This is a genomic window from Streptomyces sp. cf386, from assembly GCF_900103585.1.
In the GTDB taxonomy this organism is placed as follows: Bacteria; Actinomycetota; Actinomycetes; order Streptomycetales; family Streptomycetaceae; genus Streptomyces.
Genome location: NZ_FNHV01000030.1, coordinates 1 through 19787 on the forward strand (window position 1 = coordinate 1; position 19787 = coordinate 19787).

Here is a 19787-nt window from a genome sequence, read left to right on the forward strand (position 1 = left end):
TCACCCACCAACGCCGCCGCACTCCCATGCGGCACCGCCACACCCTTCGGCACCCCCGTCGACCCAGACGTATACATCACATACGCCACATCACCCGGACCGACCCGAACCACGGGCGCATCTCCGCAGACCGCCAACTCGCCCACGACAGCGGGCTCGTCCACCACTACGACCCGCACGCCGACACCCTCCGGCACCACCGCACGCGTCGCCTCCGAGCACACCACCACCGCCGGGACGCAGTCCGCCAACACCAGCGACACCCGCTCGACCGGCGACCCCACATCCACGGGAACGTACGCCGCCCCCGCACGCCACACCCCCAGCAGCACCGCCACCAGGTCCACGGACCGCTCCATCACCACCGCGACCCGATCACCACGCCGCACCCCCACACCCGCGAGATACGACGCAACCCGACCCGAGGCGGCCCACAACTCCCCATACGACAGCGACCGATCACCCTCCACCAACGCCACCGCACCCGCGAACTCCCGCACCCACTCCGCAACCAACTCCGGCACCAACCCGGCCGGAACCCCGCCCGCCGTGGCCCCCCATCCCTCCAGCACCAGACCGCGCTCCGGACCGATCAGCACGCCCACCCGGCCCACCGGCACGGACGGATCCCCGACCACCTGTTCCAGGACGCGCGCGAGGATGCCGCCCAGTGCCTCGCCGAGCTGCTCGTCGACGAGGTCGGGGTGGTAGGTCACGTCCACGCGGAGGCGTTCGTCGGGGGCGATGCCTATGGACAGGGGGTAGTGCGTGGCCTGGCGTGCCTCCACGGAGGAGAAGGTGACGGTGTCGGGGGCGGGCGACTGCCTGCCGGTGCGGGGGTAGTTCTCGTAGACGAGGAGCGTGTCGAAGGTCGCTCCGGGGCCGGCCGCGCTCTGGATGTCCGCCAGGCCCAGGTGCTGATGTGGCATGAGTGCGGTGTGGTGTTCCTGGAGTTCGGCGAGCATGCGCAGCACCGGCTGCGCGCCGTCGAGGCGTACCCGGACGGGGACGGTGTTGATGAACAGGCCGATCGCGGACTCGGCGCCCGGAAGCTCCGGTGGGCGGCCCGCGACGGTCGCGCCGAAGACGACGTCCGTACGGCCGGACAGCCGGGCCAGCACCAGCGCCCAGACGCCCTGGACAACGGTGTTCAGGGTGAGGCCGTGGGTGCGTGCCAGGTCGGTGAGGGCGCTGGTCGTCTCCGTGGAGAGGTGGACGGAACGGCGAGTCGGTGCGGCCGTGCCGGGTGCCGGGGGCGTCGCCGTGGCGACGAGCGTGGGCTCCTCGGCGCCGGCGAGTTCCGTGCGCCAGGCGGTCCGCGCGGCCTCCTTGTCCTGGCGGGCCAGCCACGCCAGGTAGGCGCGGTACGACGTGACCGGCGCGAGGGACGAGGTGTCGCCGTCCGCCTCGTAGATCGTGGTGAGTTCGTCCAGCAGGACGGGCAGGGACCAGCCGTCGAGCAGGATGTGATGGCTCGTCAGGACAAGGCGGTGTTCGCGTGCTCCGAGACGTACGAGGAGGAGTCGCAGCAAGGGGGCGACGGCCGGGTCGATCCTTCGGGCCCGTTCGGCGCGCACCAGGCGGTCCAGTTCGGTGTGCGCGGCGGTCTCCGTCCGGTCCGAGAGGTCGGCCTCGGTCCACGGCAGGGTGACCTCCCGCATGATGAGCTGCACGGCCTCGCCGGAGGCGCGCCGGTGAAAGCTCGCCCGGAGGGCGGGGTGGCGGGCGAGGAGCACCTGCCACGCCGTCCGCAGCCGGGCCGCGTCCAGCGGGCCTTCGACGGACAGGACGGACTGCACGGTGTAGGTGTCGGGCCGGTCCCCTCCGTCGAAGTCGGCGTGGAACAGCAGGCCTTCCTGCAGCGGCGACAGCGGCCATACCTCCGCGAGGGCGGACCCCTGGACAGCGGATCCTAGACCGGCGGTGGGAGCCTTCACAGTGACCGTCCTCCTTCGAGTCCTTCGACTCCTTCAAGTCCTTCGAGCCCGTGGTGCTCTTCGATGCCGTGGTGCTGTTCGATGCCGTGGTGCTGTTCGATGCCGTCGCGTTCTTCCAGGCCGTGGCCGGCCAGTTGGGCCGCTATCGCCTCGAACTCCTCGACCTCGTCCTGGGCGAGGTCGACGAGCGTGAAGTCGGACGGGGTGTGTCCGCCCGCGGTGGGGTCGGCCGTGTGGCCGGCGAGGGCGGCGAGCAGGTCGAGCCAGGTGCGGCCCAGGCGGTCGGCCGTCGCCTCGTCGAGGACCGCGGTGGGCCAGCTGAGTGTGAGGGTGAGCTCGGGTCCGTCGGTGGTGTCGCGGACGGCTGCCGCGGCTTCGACGACGTGTGCCGCGGGCAGGTCGGGGGCGGCCGAGCCGCCGATCGGGGTCTGTCCTGCCAGCTGCCAGGGGGCCACGGACCCGGTGCCTGGGGCCGTGGAGAAGCGGCCCAGGTAGTTGAAGCCCACCTGGGGGCTGGGCAGGGCGGCCAGGATGGGGGCGGTCTCGGGGCCCAGGTGGCGCAGCAGGCCGTAGCCGAGTCCGTCGCCGTCGCCCGGTATCTCCCGCACCTGCTCCTTGACGGCCTTCAGGAGGGTGCCGACGGACGGTCCGCCGGCCAGTGCCTCGACGAGGTCGACGCGTGTGAGGTCGACGCGTACGGGGTGCACGCTGGTGAACCAGCCCACGGTGCGCAGCAGGTCCGCGCCGCCGAGCGAGTGGCGTCCGTGGCCTTCAACGTCGACCAGGACGACGCCGGTTCCGTCGCCGTTCCCGTCGCCGTTCCCGTCGCCGGGGTGCTGTGCGGTGCCCGCGTCCGCGTCGGTGGGGCGTCCGCGGACCAGGCGGACCGCGCCCGCCAGGGTGGACAGGAGCACCTCGTGGACGCCGCAGTGGAACAGGAGCGGGGTCTCGCCGACGAGGGTGCGGGCCTGTCGCGGGGGCACCGTCCACCTCGCGCGGCGCACGGTGGCCGCGGTGTCCCGGACCGGGTCGAGGTTGCGCCTGCCCAAGGGGGGTTCCGCATGGGCCACCACGGCGCCCCAGCCCTCCAGTTCGGCGGTGCGCTCGGGCTGGCTGGCCTGTCCGGCGAGGAGGCTCGCCCAGCGGCGGAACGACGTTCCGACCGGGTCGAGGGAAGGCTCGCGGCCGGTCGCGGCGGCCTCGCAGGCGGCCCGCAGATCGGGCACGAGAATCCGCCAGGAGACTCCGTCCACGGCCAAGTGGTGCAGCGCCAGGACCAGTCGGCCGGTGCGGGCGGGCCCGGCGTCCAGCCACACCGCCTGGAGCATCACGCCGGACGACGGGTCGAGGCGCCGTACCGCATCGCGTGCGGCCCGGTCCGCGGCCTCGTCCAGGTCGGGCTCGGTCACCTGCGTCGCGTCGGTGGTGGTGACCAGGTCCGTCGGGTCCACCGCGCCCTTCTCGCGCACGACGAGGCGTGTCGCCGGCCCGTCCGATTCGGTCCGGGCGCGCAGCATGTCGTGGGTGTCGAGCAGGGCCCGTATGCCCGCCGCCAGAGCCTCGGTGCCCAACCCGGCCGGTGCGCCGAGGGTCACCCACTGGGCGAAGGCTCCGCCGGTGACCCGCTCGCCGAGTGCCCGCATCACCGGTGTCCACGGCACTTCGCCCACACCGATGTCCCAGGCGGGCTCCGTTCCGGTGCCGAGCCGGGCGACGGGTGCGAGGTCGGCCGCCGTCGGGCGTTCGAAGACGTCCTGCGCGGTGAAGGACACACCGGCCCCGCGGGCCCGGCTGACCAGTTGCATGGAGGTGATGGAGTCGCCCCCGAGGCGGAAGAAGTTGTCGTCGGCGCCGACCCGTTCCAGGCCGAGAACCTCGGCGAACAGGGCGCAGAGGATCTCCTCCGCGGCGCCCTCGGGAGCACGCCCGACAACGCGTTCGGCGAAGTCGGGGGCGGGCAGGGCCGGGACGTCGGTCTTGCCGTTCGGGGTGACCGGCAGGGTGTCCAGCACCATGACGGCCGCGGGCACCATGTGGGCGGGGAGGCTGTCGGCGATGGCCGTACGGACGGACTCGCCGTCCAGGAGCCGCCGTTCAGGCGTTGTGGAGGCGGCGCTGTCCACAGTCGTGGCCACTGCGCCGGTCACCGTCGTGGAGACGGCGCCCTCCGCCGCCGGGGTCACATAGCCGACCAGGCGCCGCTCGCCCCTGCCGTCCCGCCGCAGTGCGACCACCGCGCGCCCGACCCCGGGGTGCGCGGCGAGGACCGCCTCGATCTCGCCGGGTTCGACGCGGAACCCGCGCACCTTCACCTGTGCGTCGGCGCGCCCCTCGTGGACGAGGTCGCCCGCCCGGGTCCGGCGCACCAGGTCTCCGGTGCGGTACATGCGCTCGCCGGGGGCGAACGGGCAGGCCACGAACCGTCCGGCCGTCAGTGCGGGTCGGTCCAGGTAGCCGCGGGCCAGACCGGCGCCGGCGAGATAGAGCTCGCCGACCGTGTCGGGGCCCACCGGGTGCAGGAAGCCGTCCAGCACGTAGGCGGCGGTGCGGGCGATCGGGCGGCCCGTGGTGGGCCGGTCCTCGGCGTGCAGCGGGCGGCTCGCCGTCGAGGTGACGGCCGCTTCGGTGACGCCGTACTCGCTGTGCACGGCACGGCCGGTGACGGTCCAGCGGCGCCGCAGGTCGTCGGGCGCGCTCTCGCCGCCGATGATCAGCACGCGCAGTGCGGGCAGGTGCCGGGGCGGCAGCTGGGCGAGCATCGTCGGGGTCATCGCCACGTGGGTCACGTGGGCGGCGCGCATCAGGCGGACCAGGTCCTCTCCGCTCGCGTGCCGCCGTGCGGGCGGGGCGAGCACCAGGCGTCCGCCCGCGCACAGCACCGGCCAGATGTCCGCCATCGACACGTCGAAGCTCGGCGAGACGAGTTGCAGGACCCGGCCGGTCGCGTCCAGTGCGTAGCGCCGGGCGTGGTCGGTGACGAGGTTGCGCAGCGCGCCGTGCGGGACGACCACGCCCTTGGGGGCGCCGGTGGAACCGGACGTGTAGATCGTGTACGCGGCGTGCGCCGCCCGCAGCGGCGCCCGGCGGTCCCGGTCGGTGACGGGTCCGTCGGCGTGCGCGGCGATCGCCCGGGACATCTCCTGGTCGTCGACGGCCACGACGTGCCCCGGGTACTCCGGTGGTACGGCGTCGCGTGTCGCGCGCGTGCACACCACGACCGGCGGAGCGACGTCGTCGAGCATCAGGCGCAGCCGCGCCGGCGGGTGGCCGGGGTCGAGCGGGACGAAGACGCCGCCCGCCAGCGACACGGCCAGCAGGGCCGTGATCAGCTCGACGGAGCGGTCGGCCAGGACGGCGACCCGGCACTCCGGTCCGACGCCCTCGCTCATGAGGTACCGGGCGAGGCGGGCCGACCCGGCGGCCAGTTCGGCGTAGGTGACGGTCCGTCCGTCCGCCTCCAGGGCCACGTCGGTGGGCGCTTCGACGGCCCGGCGTGTGAAGGCGTCGGGGGCCAGGGTGTCGTCGTGGGTGCCGGACGGGGCGGTCTCCTCCGCCGCGCTAGCGCGCGCGACGGCGAGCGCGCGTTCACCGGTGCCCAGGACGGCGACGCGTCCCAGGGGTTGTGCGGGGTCGGCCGTCATCTGTTCCAGGACGCGGGTGAGCCGGCGGACCAGTTCGGCGACGCGTTCCGGCGCGAACACGTCCGGGCGGCCTACGAGGTGTCCGCGCAGCCGCTCGTCGGGCACCACGATCAGCGCCAGCGGGTAGTGGCCGCGGTCCTCGGGCTCCCCGACGGGACGCATGGTCGGCGCGGACTCCCCGGCGGAGGGCGTGGCCGGTGCCTCGGGCAGGTTCTCGAACACGACGAGGGTGTCGAAGACCGCGCCGTCGCCTGCGGCCCCGCGGATCTCCTTGAGGCCCAGGTGCTGGTGGGGCATGAGGGAGACGTGGTGTTCCCGCAGCTCGGTCAGCAGCTCGGCGACCGGCCGGTCCGGCGCCAGGGCAGCGCGCACGGGCAGGGTGTTGATGAACGGTCCGACGATCGACTCGATGCCCGGCAGCTCGGCGTGCCGGCCCGCCACCGTCGTACCGAAGACGACGTCCGTACGTCCCACGAGCCGGGCGAGCACCAGCGCCCACGCCGCCTGGACGACCGTGTTGACCGTGACGCCGTGGGCACGCGCCAACGTGCCGACGGCGGACGTGAGTTCGTCGCTGAACTCGAACCGCACCGGTCGGGGCACGACCGGTGTTCTGACGGCCTCCTCGGGCACCACCAGCGTGGGCTCCCCGGCTCCCGCGAGCGCCGACCGCCAGGCGCGGCGTGCCGACTCCCGGTCCTGGCGGGACAGCCAGTCCAGGTAGGCGCGGTACGAGGTCGCGGTGGGCAGCGTCCGCCCGTCGCCGTCGGCGGCGTACAGCTCGGCCAGCTCGCCGAAGACGACGGACATGGACCAGCCGTCGAGGAGGGTGTGATGGCTGGTGATGACCAGGCGGTGACGGTGTCCGTCGAGCCGGATCAGGAGCAGCCTCAGCAGCGGGGCCGCCGTGAGGTCGAAGCGCTCGGCCTTCTCCGCCTCGGCGAGCCGTGCGGCCTCGGCCGCCGCCTCGGGACCCGGCAGCGCCGACACGTCGGCCGCACGCCAGGGCAGCGGCACCTCCCGCTCGACGACGAGCACCTGCTCGCCGGAGTCGCGTCGGCCGAAGGAGGCGCGCAGGACGGCGTGGCGGTCGAGGAGCACCTTCCAGGAGGCACGTAACCGCGCCACGTCCAGGGGTCCGTCGAGGGCCAGGACGCGCTGGCTGGCGTACACGTCGGGGCTGTCGTCGTCGAACGTCGCGTGGAAGAGCATGCCTTCCTGGAGCGGTGACAGCGGCCATACGTCCACGAGGCCGGGCCGCTCCGCGCGCAGCCGTGCGAGTTCGTCCGGCGCCAGGTCCGTCAGGAGCGGTCCGGTGCCGGGGGCGCCGGTCTCTTCACCCCCGGTCGGCCGTGCTGCTTCGGTGGGCGTGGCCACGGTCGCCAGGGCCGCCGGTGTCTCGTTCTCGAAGACGTCCTGCGCGGTGCAGAGCAGGCCCGATCGGCGTGCCTGCGCGGCCAGTTGCATCGCCATGATCGAGTCGCCGCCCAGGGCGAAGAAGCTGTCGTCGGCGCCGACCTCGTCCAGTTTCAGTACGGCGGCGAACAGCTCGCACAGCGCCGCCTCGGCGGGTGTCCGAGGAGCGCGCCCGGTGACTCTGCCGGCGAAGTCCGGCGCGGGCAGGGCCGCTCGGTCGACCTTGCCGTTCCGGGTGACCGGCAGGGCGTCCAGGGCGCACACCGCGGCCGGCACCATGGACTCCGGCAGTAGCCCGGCGGCATGGGCGCGTACGGCCTCGGGTTCCACGCCGTCCGGGTCCTCGGGCACGACGTAGCCGACGAGACGGCGCTCGCCCGGGGTGTCCTCACGAACGGTCACGACGGCCTGGGCCACCGACGGATGCGCCGCGAGCGCCGCCTCCACCTCACCCAACTCCACCCGGAACCCACGGATCTTCACCTGCGCATCCGCACGCCCGACAAAGACCAGCGCACCGCCATCGGTCCACCGCACCAGGTCACCAGTCCGGTACATCCGCTCCCCCGGCACAAACGGACAGGCCACGAACCGCCCCGCCGACAGTCCGGGCCGGTCCCAGTAACCAAGCGCGAGGCCGGCACCGGCGACGTACAACTCACCGACCAGGCCGGGCTCCACGGGCCGCAGGAAGGCGTCGAGCACGAAGGTGCGCCGCCCCGGAAGAGCGCGTCCTATGGGGAGCACCGGGCCTGTCTCCCCGCCCGGCCGGATCAGGTGCCAGGTCGCGCAGAGGGTGGCCTCGGTGGGCCCGTACAGGTGCCGGACGGTCACGTCGGGGCAGGCCTCGCGCACTCGGGCGACCGAGGCGGCGGGCACCACGTCTCCGCCGGTCAGCACCTCGCGCAGACCGGTGAGGCTCTCCGGCTCCTGGTCCGCGAGGACCCGGAACGTGCCCGCCGTCAGATGCAGCCGGGTGACGCCCGCGGCCACGTACGCGCGTACGCGCTGCGCGTCGACGGGACCCGGCTCGGCGACGACCACCCGGCCGCCCGCGGCGAGCGGGACCCACACCTCGTACAGGGAGGCGTCGAAGGCGTGCGGCGCGTGCATCAGCACCGTGTCGTCCGGGGTCACCTCCCAGGCCCGCTCGCCGACCAGCGCGGCCACACCGGCATGCGGCACGGCCACGCCCTTCGGTGCGCCCGTCGACCCCGAGGTGTACATCACGTAGGCCACGTCGTGCGGGCTCGCCGGGGTGAGGGGGAGGTCGACTGCCTCGTCGGCGGCCGGCTCCCCGGTGGTGGCCGGGTCGTCGAGCATCACCACCCGGGCACCGCTCTCCGGCACCGTCGCCCGCGTCGTCCCGGCGCACACCACCACGGACGGGGCGCAGTCGGTGAGGACCCGCGCCACCCGTTCCGCCGGATGGCCGGGGTCCACAGGGACATAGGCGGCCCCGGTCCGCCACACCCCGAGCAGCGCCACCACCAGGTCCGCCGACCGCTCCATCACCACGGCGACCCGATCACCCGGGCAGACGCCCGCGCCCACCAGATACCGGGCGACCTGCCCGGCCCGCCGCCACATCTCGCCGTACGTCAGGGAGCCCGAGCCGTCCGTGAGGGCCACGGCGTCGGGGCGACGCAGCGCCTGCCCGGCGATCAGCTCCGGAACCGGCGGTGTGCGCATCGGCTCGGGTGCGGGGGCGGCGAGGGGCGCGGCCATGGGGCCGGGACGAGTCGCGGCGTCGATCCGGCCGATCGGCGTGGCCGGGGCCGCGACCAGGCGTTCCAGGAAGCTCACCAGGGACCGGTGGCTCCCCCGCACCCAGTCCTGGTCGTAGTGCGCGGGGTTGGCCTCCAGGGAGACGGCCATGCCCTGGTCGTCGGACCAGCCGCTCACCACCACGCTGAGTTCCTCGACGCGGCGGTTCGACAGGTCCCGGACGATGCCTCGGCAGTCGCCGAAGCGCAGGTTCTCCCCGAGGGGGAGGATGTTGACGAAGGGTCCGAAGTGCCAGCGCCCGCCGTCCGGCCAGCCCAGTTCGCGGCGCAGTCGCTCGCCCCGGTACCGCTGGTGCCTGAGCAGGCCGGCGGTTTCGGGCCCGGCCGCGCGGGCCAGGTCGTTCAGGCTCATGGCCGGGGTGGCGGGCAGCCGGAAGGGCAGGACGTTCGCCATCGTGCCCGGGGTGCGCCGCGCGGGGCCCGTCAGGCGTGCGGCGACGGGCAGGCTCAGTACGGCTTCGTCGGCGCCCGTCATCCGGCAGGCGAAGGCGCCGACCGCGGCGACGACCAGCCGGGGCCAGCTCACCTTGGCGTGGGCCGCGGCCTCGTGCAGGGCGCGCACGGCGGGCGGCGGAAGGTGGCCCGTGGCCTGCACGGGGCCGTCGGGAGCGGTGGGGCGGTGGCCCGGGAGGGCGGCGAGCTCCGGCCGGTCGGCGAAGTGGTCGTGCCAGTAGCGGCGGTCCCGGGCGTACTCCTCGGAGTCGCGGTACGCGGACTCCTGCCCCAGCAGCTCACGCAGCGGCGCGTGGCCCGCGGGCCGGGCCGGGTCTCCGTGCAGCGCGGCCGTGTACAGCTCGGCGACGCGGCGGGCCATCAGCGAGCAGCCGAAGCCGTCCATCAGCAGGTGGTTGTAGCGCTGGTACCACACGTGCCGGTCGGGTGCGAGGGCGAGCAGGGCGTACGCGAACAGGCCGGCGTCTGCGGACCGGGCCGTCCGGTGCAGCTCCGCGCGCATCCATGCCTCGGCCGCGGCCCACGGGTCCTCGTGCGCGGTGAGGTCGACCGCCGTCAGGCTCCACTCCGGTGCCGGGACGACGAGTTGGGACACCCCGCCGCCGGGTTCCTCCACGAACCGCACGTGCAGGATCTCGGTCTCCTCGACGACCTGGCGGAGCGCGTCCTCGAAGGCTCCGGTGTCCAGCGGCCCGAGGATCTCGACGTGCTGGCCGATGGTGTAGAAGCCGCGTGAGCTCTCGATGCGCTGGGCCAGCCAGATCCCCTCCTGGCTCTCGGACAGGGGCAGGGTGGAGTCCGCTTCGCTGCTCATCGCTCTCCCTTCGGCGGCGCGGCGGTGCGTGTCTGGTGGGTGTGCGGGGGTGCGGTGCGGGAGCCCCGGGGTTGCCCGGGGCGGGGGCCGCGTAGGTGCCCCGCGTGCGCAGGGGCTCGCGTTCGCGACTGCGCTACGGCCGTGCCCCAGAGGGGCGCGGGGCTGTACTGGATCTGTGGCTCCGCCGCGCGGGCGCGACCAGCCGCGACGGCGCCGCAGTCGAAGGACCGCCCATCACAGCCCCGCGGCGGAGCCGCATGTCGACATAGCCGGCGGAGCGCTCAGGGCTCGTCCGGCTCGCCCCGGCGGCGCACCATGTACTCGCCGCCGCCTCCCGGTGGCATCCCGCCGCCGAGTACGAGTCCGTCGCCCCCGGCCATCTGCCCCGCCCCGGGCATCGGCCCCGTGCCGAGCATCGGGCCGCCGCCCATCACCGGACCGTCCCCGAGGGTCATGACCTGCGCCCGCGCGCGGACCCCGAGGTGTCCTTCAGAGCCGTTGGCGCCGGCGGCCGGCCGGTCGAACTGGGTGCGGTAGAGCTCCGCGTACAGTTCCCCGGCCGCCAGGAGCTCCTCGTGCGTGCCGCGTTCGCGCACCCGGCCCCCGTCGATGACGAGGATCTGGTCGGCCTCGCGGATGGTGGACAGGCGGTGGGCGATGACCAGGGAGGTCCGATCGCGCAGCGCGGTGGTCAGGGCCCGTTGGACGGCCGCCTCCGACTCGGAGTCCAGGTGGGCGGTGGCCTCGTCCAGAATGACGACGGAGGGTGCCTTGAGCATGAGCCTGGCCAGGGCGAGCCGTTGTTTCTCACCGCCGGAGAGACGGTAGCCGCGGTCGCCGACGACGGTGTCGAGGCCGCTGGGCAGCGAGCGGATCAACTCCCCTATCTGCGCCCCGTCACAGGCTCGCATGAGGTCCTCTTCGGTGGCCTCGGGCCGGGCGTACAGCAGGTTCGCGCGGATGGTGTCGTGGTAGAAGTGCGCGTCCTGGGTGACGACCCCGACGGTGTCGCGCAGTGAGTCGAGGGTGACGTCCCGCAGGTCGTGGCCGTCCATGCGGACGACCCCGGAAGTGGGGTCGTAGAGGCGGGACACCAGATGCGTCATGGTCGTCTTGCCGCCGCCCGACGGCCCGACCAGAGCGGTGAGCTGTCCGGACAGCAGCTCGAAGGACAGCTCGTGCAGCACCTGCGGGCTCTTCCTCGAACGCTCCCCCGGGGACTGCGTGTTGGACTCCAGGGACGCCAGGGACACCTCGCTCGCACGCGGGTAGCCGAACGACACCTGGTCGAACTCGATGCGCGGCGCGGGGCCGGTCCCCGGCGCCGCCAGGGGGGTCGCGCCGGGCTTCTCCTCGATGAGCGGTTTGAGGTCGAGCAGTTCGAAGAGGCGGTCGAAGCTGACCAGCGCGGTCAGGGCGTTCGCCTGCATGCCCGACAGCTGGGTGATGGGCCCGTACAGCCGGCCGAGGAGTACGGCGAGGGCGACGAGCGTGCCGATCCGGAACACGTCGTCCAGCACGAGGGCGCCGCCGGCTCCGTACACGAGCGACGTCGCGAGCGCGGCGAGCAGCCCCATGGAGATGAAGGACAGCCGGCTGAACACGGTCCACTTCACACCGACGTCACGCACCTTGCCCGCGCGCGCCGAGAACGCGTCGGCCTCCGCCTTCGGGCGGCCGTACAGCTTGGCGAGCATGGCGCCGCTCACGTTGAACCGCTCCTGGACGACGCCCGCCAACTCCGCGTTGGACTGCATCTGTTCCCTGGAGTAGCGCTGCAGGCGCCGGCCGACGTAGATGCCCGGCACGACGAACAGCGGCAGCAGGGCCACGGCGATCAGGCTGATGAGCCAGGACAGGTAGAACATCTCGGCGAGGACCAGGAAAACGGTCAGCACGCTGGTCACCGAGGTCAGCAGCAGACCGAGGGCCTGCTGGGCCAGCATGACGTCCGCGTTGAGCCTGCTGGTGAGCAGCCCGGTCTGGGTGCGGGTGAAGAACGCCATGGGCTGCCGCTGGACGTGGGTGAAGGTCTGGACGCGCAGATCGTGGCTGACGCCCTGACCGATCCGGCCGGAGAAATAGCTCTGCCCGAGCTGCATCACCGCGTCGACCACGGCGAGTCCGGCGGCGGTGAGGGCCAGCGCGATGACCAGCCCCAGATCGTCCTTGAGGATTCCCTCGTCGATGATCTCCTTGAGCAGCAGTGGCGTCGCCACGATGGCGAGCGAGTCGACCACGGTGGTGAGCAGCAGGAACAGCAGCGAGCGCCGGTGCGGCTGTATATAGGTGAGCGCGCGGCGCACGGTGCCGGGCCGCAAGGACTGCCTTTTGTTCTTGCTGTCGGACGAGTTCGGGTCTCCGACGGTAATTCCACCAGGACCTTGGCTGATTAACACGCGACGGAAACCTCCTGGGATCACGTAATTCCATCGGCTTCACACCTAGCAGGGACACTACCGTTCGGGATTTTCGCCCACCAGGGCCGTCGGCAGGCAATCCAAAAGGCTACGGAAAGAGGGCATGCCAGAATCCCGGGAACTCAAGAATCCCGGGTATGTGAATTCACCGAAGAAGGTCGGGGCAGGGCCGTGGGTGTTTTCACCTCACGGCCCCGCTGTCCGACTGTGCGAATCGGCCGGTTGGACACACGCCGCCGCGCTATGCCATCTCGGCGACCTTCCGCTGCACCCGCTCCGCGAACTCCGTCCACATCTCGGCGCATTCCTTGGCGAGATGGGCGACGACGACACCGCAGTGCGGCGGAACCCGGTCGACGATCCGCTCCCATTCCTCCGTGTCGAGGGTGTGGAGGTTCAGCAACCGCAGCAGGGTGCGCCCGGTCTCGCTGAACCGCAGCGCCGGGTCCGCCTTCAGCCGCTCCACGAGCGCGGCCCGGTCCTGCGCCGAGGCGCGCGGAGCCACTCCGACGGGACCGAGGGCGCCACGGTTGGCGTTGTCTCCGTGGTGCGGCTGCCTTCTGCCCTGTGGCTGTGGGTCCTCTCCGCGCATCATGCGGTTGCGCACGTCGCGGACCGTCTCGGGTGAGATGGAGGCGGCCCGGGCCACCTGACGCAGCGACAGGCTCGGGTTCTCGGCGATGATCTCGCTGGCCAGCCTGCGGCCCTCGGCGCCGCTGACCGGGCGGATCCGGCCGTCCTGGCCGATCCGGCTGGTCCGCGCGGGCTCGCCGCCCTGCGACCGCCGGCGCAGTTCGGCCACCGTGCCCGGCGCGATGCCGGTCACCGAGGCGATCATGCGGTCCGACCACTGCGGATGCGTGCTGATGATCCGGTCCGCGGCACGCTTGCGGTCCGTGGTCGTCAGCGGTATTCCGTGGGCGATGTTGGACTCCACGGCCAGGACGAAGGCATCGGCGGCGGCGCCGTCGAAGAATCTGGCCGCGATCTTGCTCTGGCCGCGCAGTTCCGCGGCACGCACCCGGTGCACCCCGTCGATGATCCGCATCGTCGGGCGGTGCACGGTGATCGGAGGCAGCGGTGAATGCACCGCCGCCAGAGCTTCCACGTGTTCCTGATCGGCTCCGGAGAGCCTCGGCGAGTCGCCTGTCGACAAAGAGCTGATCTCGACTTCGACGACCATGAGTCGATCGATGCGCGGGTGGCCAGGTATCGCCAACTCAATTCCCCCTAGTGACTCAGTCCCGCTCCATGCGCATACGCAGCCGCGCGTGGTGGATCACACCGTGACCGGGGTCAGCATCCCGTCAGCGGTGAATCCGTAGCTGAACGTTTCGCCGAGTCTCTGAATCCTGCTCGCGCCCCTTGCTCATTCCCCGGTTCGTGTCCCGGCCGAAAACGTCTTCGCCTGGTGCGGGGCGAGATGCCCGTCGCAGAAACACGCCTGGCGGAAGAACGTCTCCCGATGGCCGAACACGATGACCCTAACAACGACTTTCCGGGCTTGGACACCCCTACCCACCCCTACGGGGTCATTCCTGTCCGCCTCTGAGGGGTCATTCCCGAGCGGTCGTCACACCCGGGTGAGAGCCGGAACCAGGGCGTCCTTCCGCAACGGGAAGGCGACCTCCACGACCATGCCACCGCCCGGCCGCGCGCGGGCGGTGAGCGCGGCGTCGTGGGCGGTGGCGATGGTGCGCACGATGGACAGGCCCAGCCCGTGATGACCCTCGCCGGCGGTGCGGCCGAGCCGTTGGAAGGGTTCGAAGAGCCGCTCGACCTGATCCGGCGGGACCTCGGGACCGGTGTTGGTGACGGTCACCACCGCCTGCCGGCCCCTCGTGGCCGTCGTGATCTCCACCCGCCCGCCGGGGACGTTGTAGTCCACGGCGTTGTCGACGAGGTTGGCCACCAGCCGCTGCACGAGTGCGGCGTCGCCCGTCATCGGGGCGGGCGCCGACCTGATCTCCACATCGAGGTCGCACCGGCCGGCGTCCGAGCGCGGGATGCCGACCGCGTGCTCGGCCACGTCGGCGAGGTCGACCTCCTCACGACGGTCCAGGCCGCGTTCACTGCTGGACAGGGTGAGGAGCGATTCGAGCAGACGGGCCTGCTGCTGGCTGATCGCGAGCAGCCGCTCCATGTTCGAGCGGTATGACTCCACGGTGGCGTCGCGGTCCATGAGCGACTCCTCCACCAGCGCGTGCTCCAGGGTGAGCGGCGTACGCAACTCGTGTGCGGCGTTGGCGACGAAACGCCGGTGGGAGTCGAGGGCGACCTCCAGCCGGCCGAGCAGTCCGTCGACGGTGTCGGCGAGGTCCTTCAGCTCGTCGGCGGGCCCGGCGACGGCGAGGCGTTCGTGCACATTGCGCGCGGAGATACGGCGGATGCTGCCGGTCATCGTGCGCAGCGGCCGTAGTACCCGCCCGGCGATCAGCCAGCCGAGCGCGATCGAGATCACCGCCATGATGGCGAGGGCGATGCCCGCCTGCACCAGCAGATTCTCCAGCCCCTGCTGGTGCTGACGGTAGGCGTGTTCGCGCAGGTCGCCGAGGCCGGAGTCCAGGGTGGGCGGAGTGCCGTCCGTCAGTCCGAGGGAGGCACCGGAGTCCGGGCCGCGGGTCAGCCGGGACACGTCGCCGCCCTCCCTGCCGACGATGACGTTCGACGAGGCGTGTGTGACGAGCAGGTAGGTGATCGCGAGCAGCACCGCGCCGGAGACGACGAAGAGCACCCCGTACAGCAGGGTGAGGCGCATCCGGACCCGACGGGGCGTCAGACGGCGTACGGCCGCGGTGAGAAGGCGGGCGGTGCCGGCGAGCGGCGCCACCGTGGGCTTCGGCAGTCGCATGGTGCCTCAAATCCGGTAGCCGCCGCGCGGGACGGTCTCGATCAGCGGCGGGTCGCCGAGCTTGGGGCGCAGCCGGTTGATGGTCGCCTTGACGGTGGTGGTGAAGGGGTCGGCCGCCTCGTCCCACACCCGTTCCAGCAACTCCTCGGCCGACACCACCCGCCCTTGGGCCGCGAGCAGGTACTCCAGGACCGCGAGTTCCTTCGGGGTGAGCGCGAGCCGCCGCGCGGCGCGCGTCGCCATCCGCCGCGCCGGGTCGAGCCGCAGATCACCGTGGACGAGGACCGGCGGCACGGCCGGCTGCGAGCGGCGGCCGAGCGCGCGGATACGGGCGACCAGTTCGGCGTACGCGAAGGGCTTGGGCAGATAGTCGTCGGCGCCGAGGCTCAGGCCCTCGACCCGGTCGGCGATGGTGCTGGACGCGGTCAGCATCAGCACCCGGGCGTGCACCGGCTGGTCGGCCAGCCGGGTGCACACCTCGTCGCCGTGCACGCCCGGCAGATCGCGGTCGAGGACGACGACGTCGTACTCGACGACCGAAGTGCGCTCGAGCGCGTCCGCGCCGTCGTACGTCACGTCCACCGCCATGCCCTCGCGGCGCAACACCCGCGCCACCGACTGCGCGAGCTCGGCGTGGTCCTCGACCACCAGCACCCTCATCGACTCTCCTCGCGTCCGGCAGGGCCGGGCGGCCCGCACCTGATCACGCCGCACGAGACTGCCCGATCTCCCGTCACGCACCGGTCACATTCGGCGGTTCCGCGGACGGCGGACCGCAGCTCTCTGTTCGCAGATCGCAGCGTACCGACGCGAACCACCCGTCCACAGGCCCGGATCAGGGCACATCCGGCTCCGGCCGGACTTCTGTGAACCACCGACCCCTGTGACCCGCGCGGGCTTTCGGACCGCGCTGTGACCGCCCGCCCCGTAGAACAACCGGAGCGGAACCGACCGTAACGCCGGCAGTGACGCCCGAGCGGCAGGGAGTTGTGACCTCGCAGATGACCGAAGGACTCCTCTTCCCGGACCTGTCACGCCGGATGGCGCGCGGCGCGGTGACGGCGCTTCGAGCGCTGACCGGAGCCCTTGGCAATGGTGATCTTGGCCATCAGGTCCGTGCGGCGCTGGACGTCCAGTTTTCGGTACGCGCGCGTCAGATGCTGTTCGACCGTGCTCACCGTGATGAACAGCTTGTCGGCGATCTCCCGGTTGGTGAGTCCCCGCGCGGCGAGCGTCGCGACCCGCAGTTCCGCGTCACTGAGCTCGGCGGGGTCCTGCCGCGGGCGGGTCGCGCCCGTGCCGTCCTGGGCGGCGGACGTGCCGGTGTGGGTGGGCGGTGCCTCAGGGGCCGGTACGCCGCACTCGCCGGCCAGCCGGCGCGCCCTGCGGGCCAGGGCGCGGGCCTGCCCGGCGTCGCCGAGTTCACGGTGTGCGCCGGCCAACTCGTCGGTGGCTCGGACGAGTTCGAGCCGGTGCCCGGTCTCCCGCAGGATCTCCACGGCCTCCTCCAGCAGCGGCAGTCGGCGTGCGGGGGTGAGGGTTCGGGCGAGGACCCGCAGCGACACCCCGCGCGTCCACGCGGCTCCGGGACCGACCAGCGCGAGCTGTTCCTCCGCCAGGCCGCGGGCGCGGCGCTCGTCGCCGAGCGCCAGATGGGCCAGGGCGGCGTCGGTGCGCCAGGGGACCAGGGCGGGCAGGTCGAGGCCCCAGCCGGTCATGGTGTCGCCGCAGGCGCGGAAGTCGTCGAGCGCCGCGTAGGGGCGTCCGGCCGCGAGGTAGTAGCAGCCCCGCGCCCACAGGTAGAGCAGTCCGTCGGGGGTCTGGAAGGCCGCCTCCGTCACCGGAGTGCTGAGCTGGTCGGCCGCCTCGCCGAGCCGGCCCATGGCCGTCTTCACGTAGAGGGTGACGGCGACGAGCGACGCGAGGGCGACCCCCCAGCCTTCGGCGGGCACGAGGACGTTCGCCGTGCGCGCGGACTCCTCGGCGGCGGTCAGCCCGCCCAGCCGCACTTCTATACGGGCCTGGACGGCAGCGAACCGTGCCTGCCACATGGGGGCGCCCCGCTCGGTGGCCTCCTTGAAGAGCGTCTCGCACCAGTACGCCGCCTCGTCGAGGTGGTCGGCGAGGACGAGCGAGTCCAGGGTGGCGACCAGCGAGGGGACCGTGTGGTCGTCCAGACGGGTGCCCTGGAGGATCTGTTCGGCCCGCACCACGACGTCGTCCCTGGTGGGGTCGGACGCCGCCTGCGCCAGGGTCGCCACCCGGTCATGGACGCTGCGTGCGGACGGGGCCGCCCGCAGCACCGCACCGTGCGGGTCGGCCCGGTCGTGGCGGGGCAGTCCCGGGTAGGTGCGGGCCGTCCACAGCCGGATGTCGTCGAGCCGGTGGCGCAGTCCCGCACCCGCGCCGGTGCGCGGGGCGGTGTCCAGCACGGCGAGCGCCTGGTCGACCTGGCCGAACCACAGGAGGTGGCCCGCCAGTTCGGCGGACTGCCGGTGCCCGAGGCGGCCCGCGAGGGCGGCGGCCGTGAGGTCGGGCAGGTAACGGGCGCCGATGGCAGGGTTGACCCGCCAGGCGGCCCGGGTCAGCGCGGCCCTGATGTCCAGGGACCGCCCCTCGTCGGTGCACAGGTCGCGGGCGGCGCGCAGGCAGGAGAGCGCCAGGGTGACGTCGTCGTCGGCCAGGGCCCGGTCGGCCGCCTCGAGGAGGGTCGGCAGCGCCCAGGCGTCGTCGACGCGCTCCGCGAGCATCAGATGCCGTGCGACCACGGTCGCGGCCCTGCCGTGCTCGTGCAGCACCGTGGCGACGCGGGCCTCCAGGCGGGCACGGTACGAGGGCTCCATGCCGCGCAGCACGGCGCGGCGGCCCGCGTCGTGCCGGAACCAGCCGGAGTCGAGCAGTCCGATCGTGTCCAGGCCGGCCAGGCCGCGGTGCACCGACTCGCGGCCGACACCGAGGACTTCGGCCAGTTCGGTGGGCGCGGCCTGCGGGCCGAGGACGGCGAGCGCCCAGGCGATGTGCTGGAGCGCCGGGTCGAGGCGGTACAGGCACGCCGTGACGGCACGTTCATAGGACTCGCCCGGCTCATACGCGTCGAGCCCGTTCTCGTCGCCGTCGGCGAACGACGCGACGATGTCCTCCAGAAGCGCTTTCGTCAGCAGGGGATTGCCACCACCGGTCCGGTGCAGCTGAGCGACGAGCGGGCGCGTCCGCCACCGTTCTCCTCCCTGGGCACCGATCATTTCTCCGATGCCACGTCGTGTCAGCGGGCCGAGCCGGATATTGCGGCAGCCCGGAAGACGTAGGAAATCCATCTGGACGCGAGTGTTGTCGGATAATTCACCGTCAGCCTCGGCAAGCACCATAAGAATGCGGTTCTTGCTCAGCCTGCGGGCCAGATAGAGCAGGCACTCAATTGAATCCTGATCTACGTGGTGCACATCATCGACGATGAGCGTCACGGGCTTTTCCCGTGCCGTTTCGAGGACAATGGCGCACAACTCCGCGACCACCGCGGACCGCGCCGCACCGGCCATACCCTCGTCCGGCAACCCGGCCGAGAGCAGTAACTGCCCCATCACCCCAAGGGGCATGTCGCGCTCCGCCTCCGATGCCGTGGCCTGCATCAACAGCGCCCCGGCGGCGTTCGCCCGCTCCCCGAAGGCACGGAGTAACGCGGTTTTCCCGCTCGCGACCGCGCCGCTCACGACCAGCACGCCGCCGCGTCCGGCCATGGCGGCGGCGAGCATGCCGTCCATGGTCGACAGTTCCTCGTTCCGTTCCACCAAGTTCATGAGCCGACTTGTCCCCCAGTCTCGACGGCTGATTCTCGCGCGGCACGGGCAGCCGATCAGACGCAGCCTTTCGGACGAGACCACCCATCCCTGTGAAGATTCTCCCACAGCGAAAAATCAACTACCAGCCCAATTCGGCGCAGGAACTTCCGAGTAGCACTTAATTCACGCCATTCACCGCACGAACGGACCATTCAATTCCGCATCGAATGGCAGCCCTTGCGCGATTTTCAGATGGCTGAAATCAACGACCATTCGGAAGGCGGGCGGGGCGAATCCGGCTGACCTGGCACGCTCGCCGCACCAGGGGCCTGCGGACGATCACACGCCCGGCACGGACGCGTCATCGACAGTGGTATAGACCTTTGCGGCGAAAGTTTTCCGTCGGCTTTCGGTCAGCGTCTCGGAGCCCCGTGGCGACCGGTCGGGGGTCGGTCGTCGGTCTTCGGCACCACCAGTCTGAAGGGTGCGGCGCGGGGCGGCCCAGCCGTTTCGACAGGGGTCGAAACCAGCAGCTCACGGCTCCGGCGGTGAAGCGAATGAACATCCCCGGCGTTCCCCGCGTACGACCTTGCGGTGAGCGCGCGCGGGTGGGCCCCAACCTCAAATGTTGCTCTGAAGGTGACTGCCCCGGGGTTCGGGCGAGGCCGGCGGGGCCATACCCCCGTCACGTC

The 19787-nt window shown here is 72.4% G+C and carries 7 protein-coding genes; all 7 read right to left on the reverse strand.

What is annotated here, in order from left to right:
- The coding region (locus BLU79_RS43005; protein ID WP_143052577.1) for a condensation domain-containing protein at positions 1–1937 on the reverse strand (1937 nt) is incomplete at its 3' end.
- Positions 1934–10048, reverse strand: coding sequence for a non-ribosomal peptide synthetase (locus BLU79_RS43010; RefSeq protein WP_093911498.1), 8115 nt, complete (start codon positions 10046–10048; stop codon positions 1934–1936). The genes BLU79_RS43010 and BLU79_RS43005, both read right to left, overlap by 4 nt.
- 281 nt (positions 10049–10329) lie before the next feature.
- Positions 10330–12447 carry an ABC transporter ATP-binding protein gene (locus BLU79_RS43015; protein WP_371132060.1) on the reverse strand — a complete coding sequence of 706 codons (2118 nt, stop codon included), beginning with the start codon at positions 12445–12447 and terminating at the stop codon, positions 10330–10332.
- Between the two features lie 262 nt (positions 12448–12709).
- Positions 12710–13651, reverse strand: coding sequence for a ParB/RepB/Spo0J family partition protein (locus BLU79_RS43020; protein ID WP_093911499.1), 942 nt, complete (start codon positions 13649–13651; stop codon positions 12710–12712).
- A 390-nt stretch (positions 13652–14041) separates the two neighbouring features.
- The gene (locus BLU79_RS43025; protein WP_093911500.1) at positions 14042–15319 is read right to left on the reverse strand and encodes a sensor histidine kinase; all 1278 of its coding nucleotides are present in this window, start codon (positions 15317–15319) and stop codon (positions 14042–14044) included.
- Positions 15320–15325: 6 nt separating this feature from the next.
- On the reverse strand, positions 15326–15979 hold the full coding sequence (locus BLU79_RS43030) for a response regulator transcription factor (RefSeq protein ID WP_093911501.1): 654 nt from the start codon (positions 15977–15979) through the stop codon (positions 15326–15328).
- Between the two features lie 371 nt (positions 15980–16350).
- On the reverse strand, positions 16351–19113 hold the full coding sequence (locus BLU79_RS43035) for a helix-turn-helix transcriptional regulator (RefSeq protein WP_093911502.1): 2763 nt from the start codon (positions 19111–19113) through the stop codon (positions 16351–16353).
- Between the last annotated feature and the right edge of the window lie 674 nt (positions 19114–19787).

Excerpts from the sequence above, each read along its gene's own strand:
- BLU79_RS43030 (WP_093911501.1), bottom strand. The coding sequence starts at position 15,979 with ATGAGGGTGCTGGTGGTCGAGGACCACGCCGAGCTCGCGCAGTCGGTG.
- BLU79_RS43010 (WP_093911498.1), bottom strand. The coding sequence starts at position 10,048 with ATGAGCAGCGAAGCGGACTCCACCCTGCCCCTGTCCGAGAGCCAGGAG.
- BLU79_RS43035 (WP_093911502.1), bottom strand. The coding sequence starts at position 19,113 with ATGAACTTGGTGGAACGGAACGAGGAACTGTCGACCATGGACGGCATG.
- BLU79_RS43025 (WP_093911500.1), bottom strand. The coding sequence starts at position 15,319 with ATGCGACTGCCGAAGCCCACGGTGGCGCCGCTCGCCGGCACCGCCCGC.
- BLU79_RS43020 (WP_093911499.1), bottom strand. The coding sequence starts at position 13,651 with ATGGTCGTCGAAGTCGAGATCAGCTCTTTGTCGACAGGCGACTCGCCG.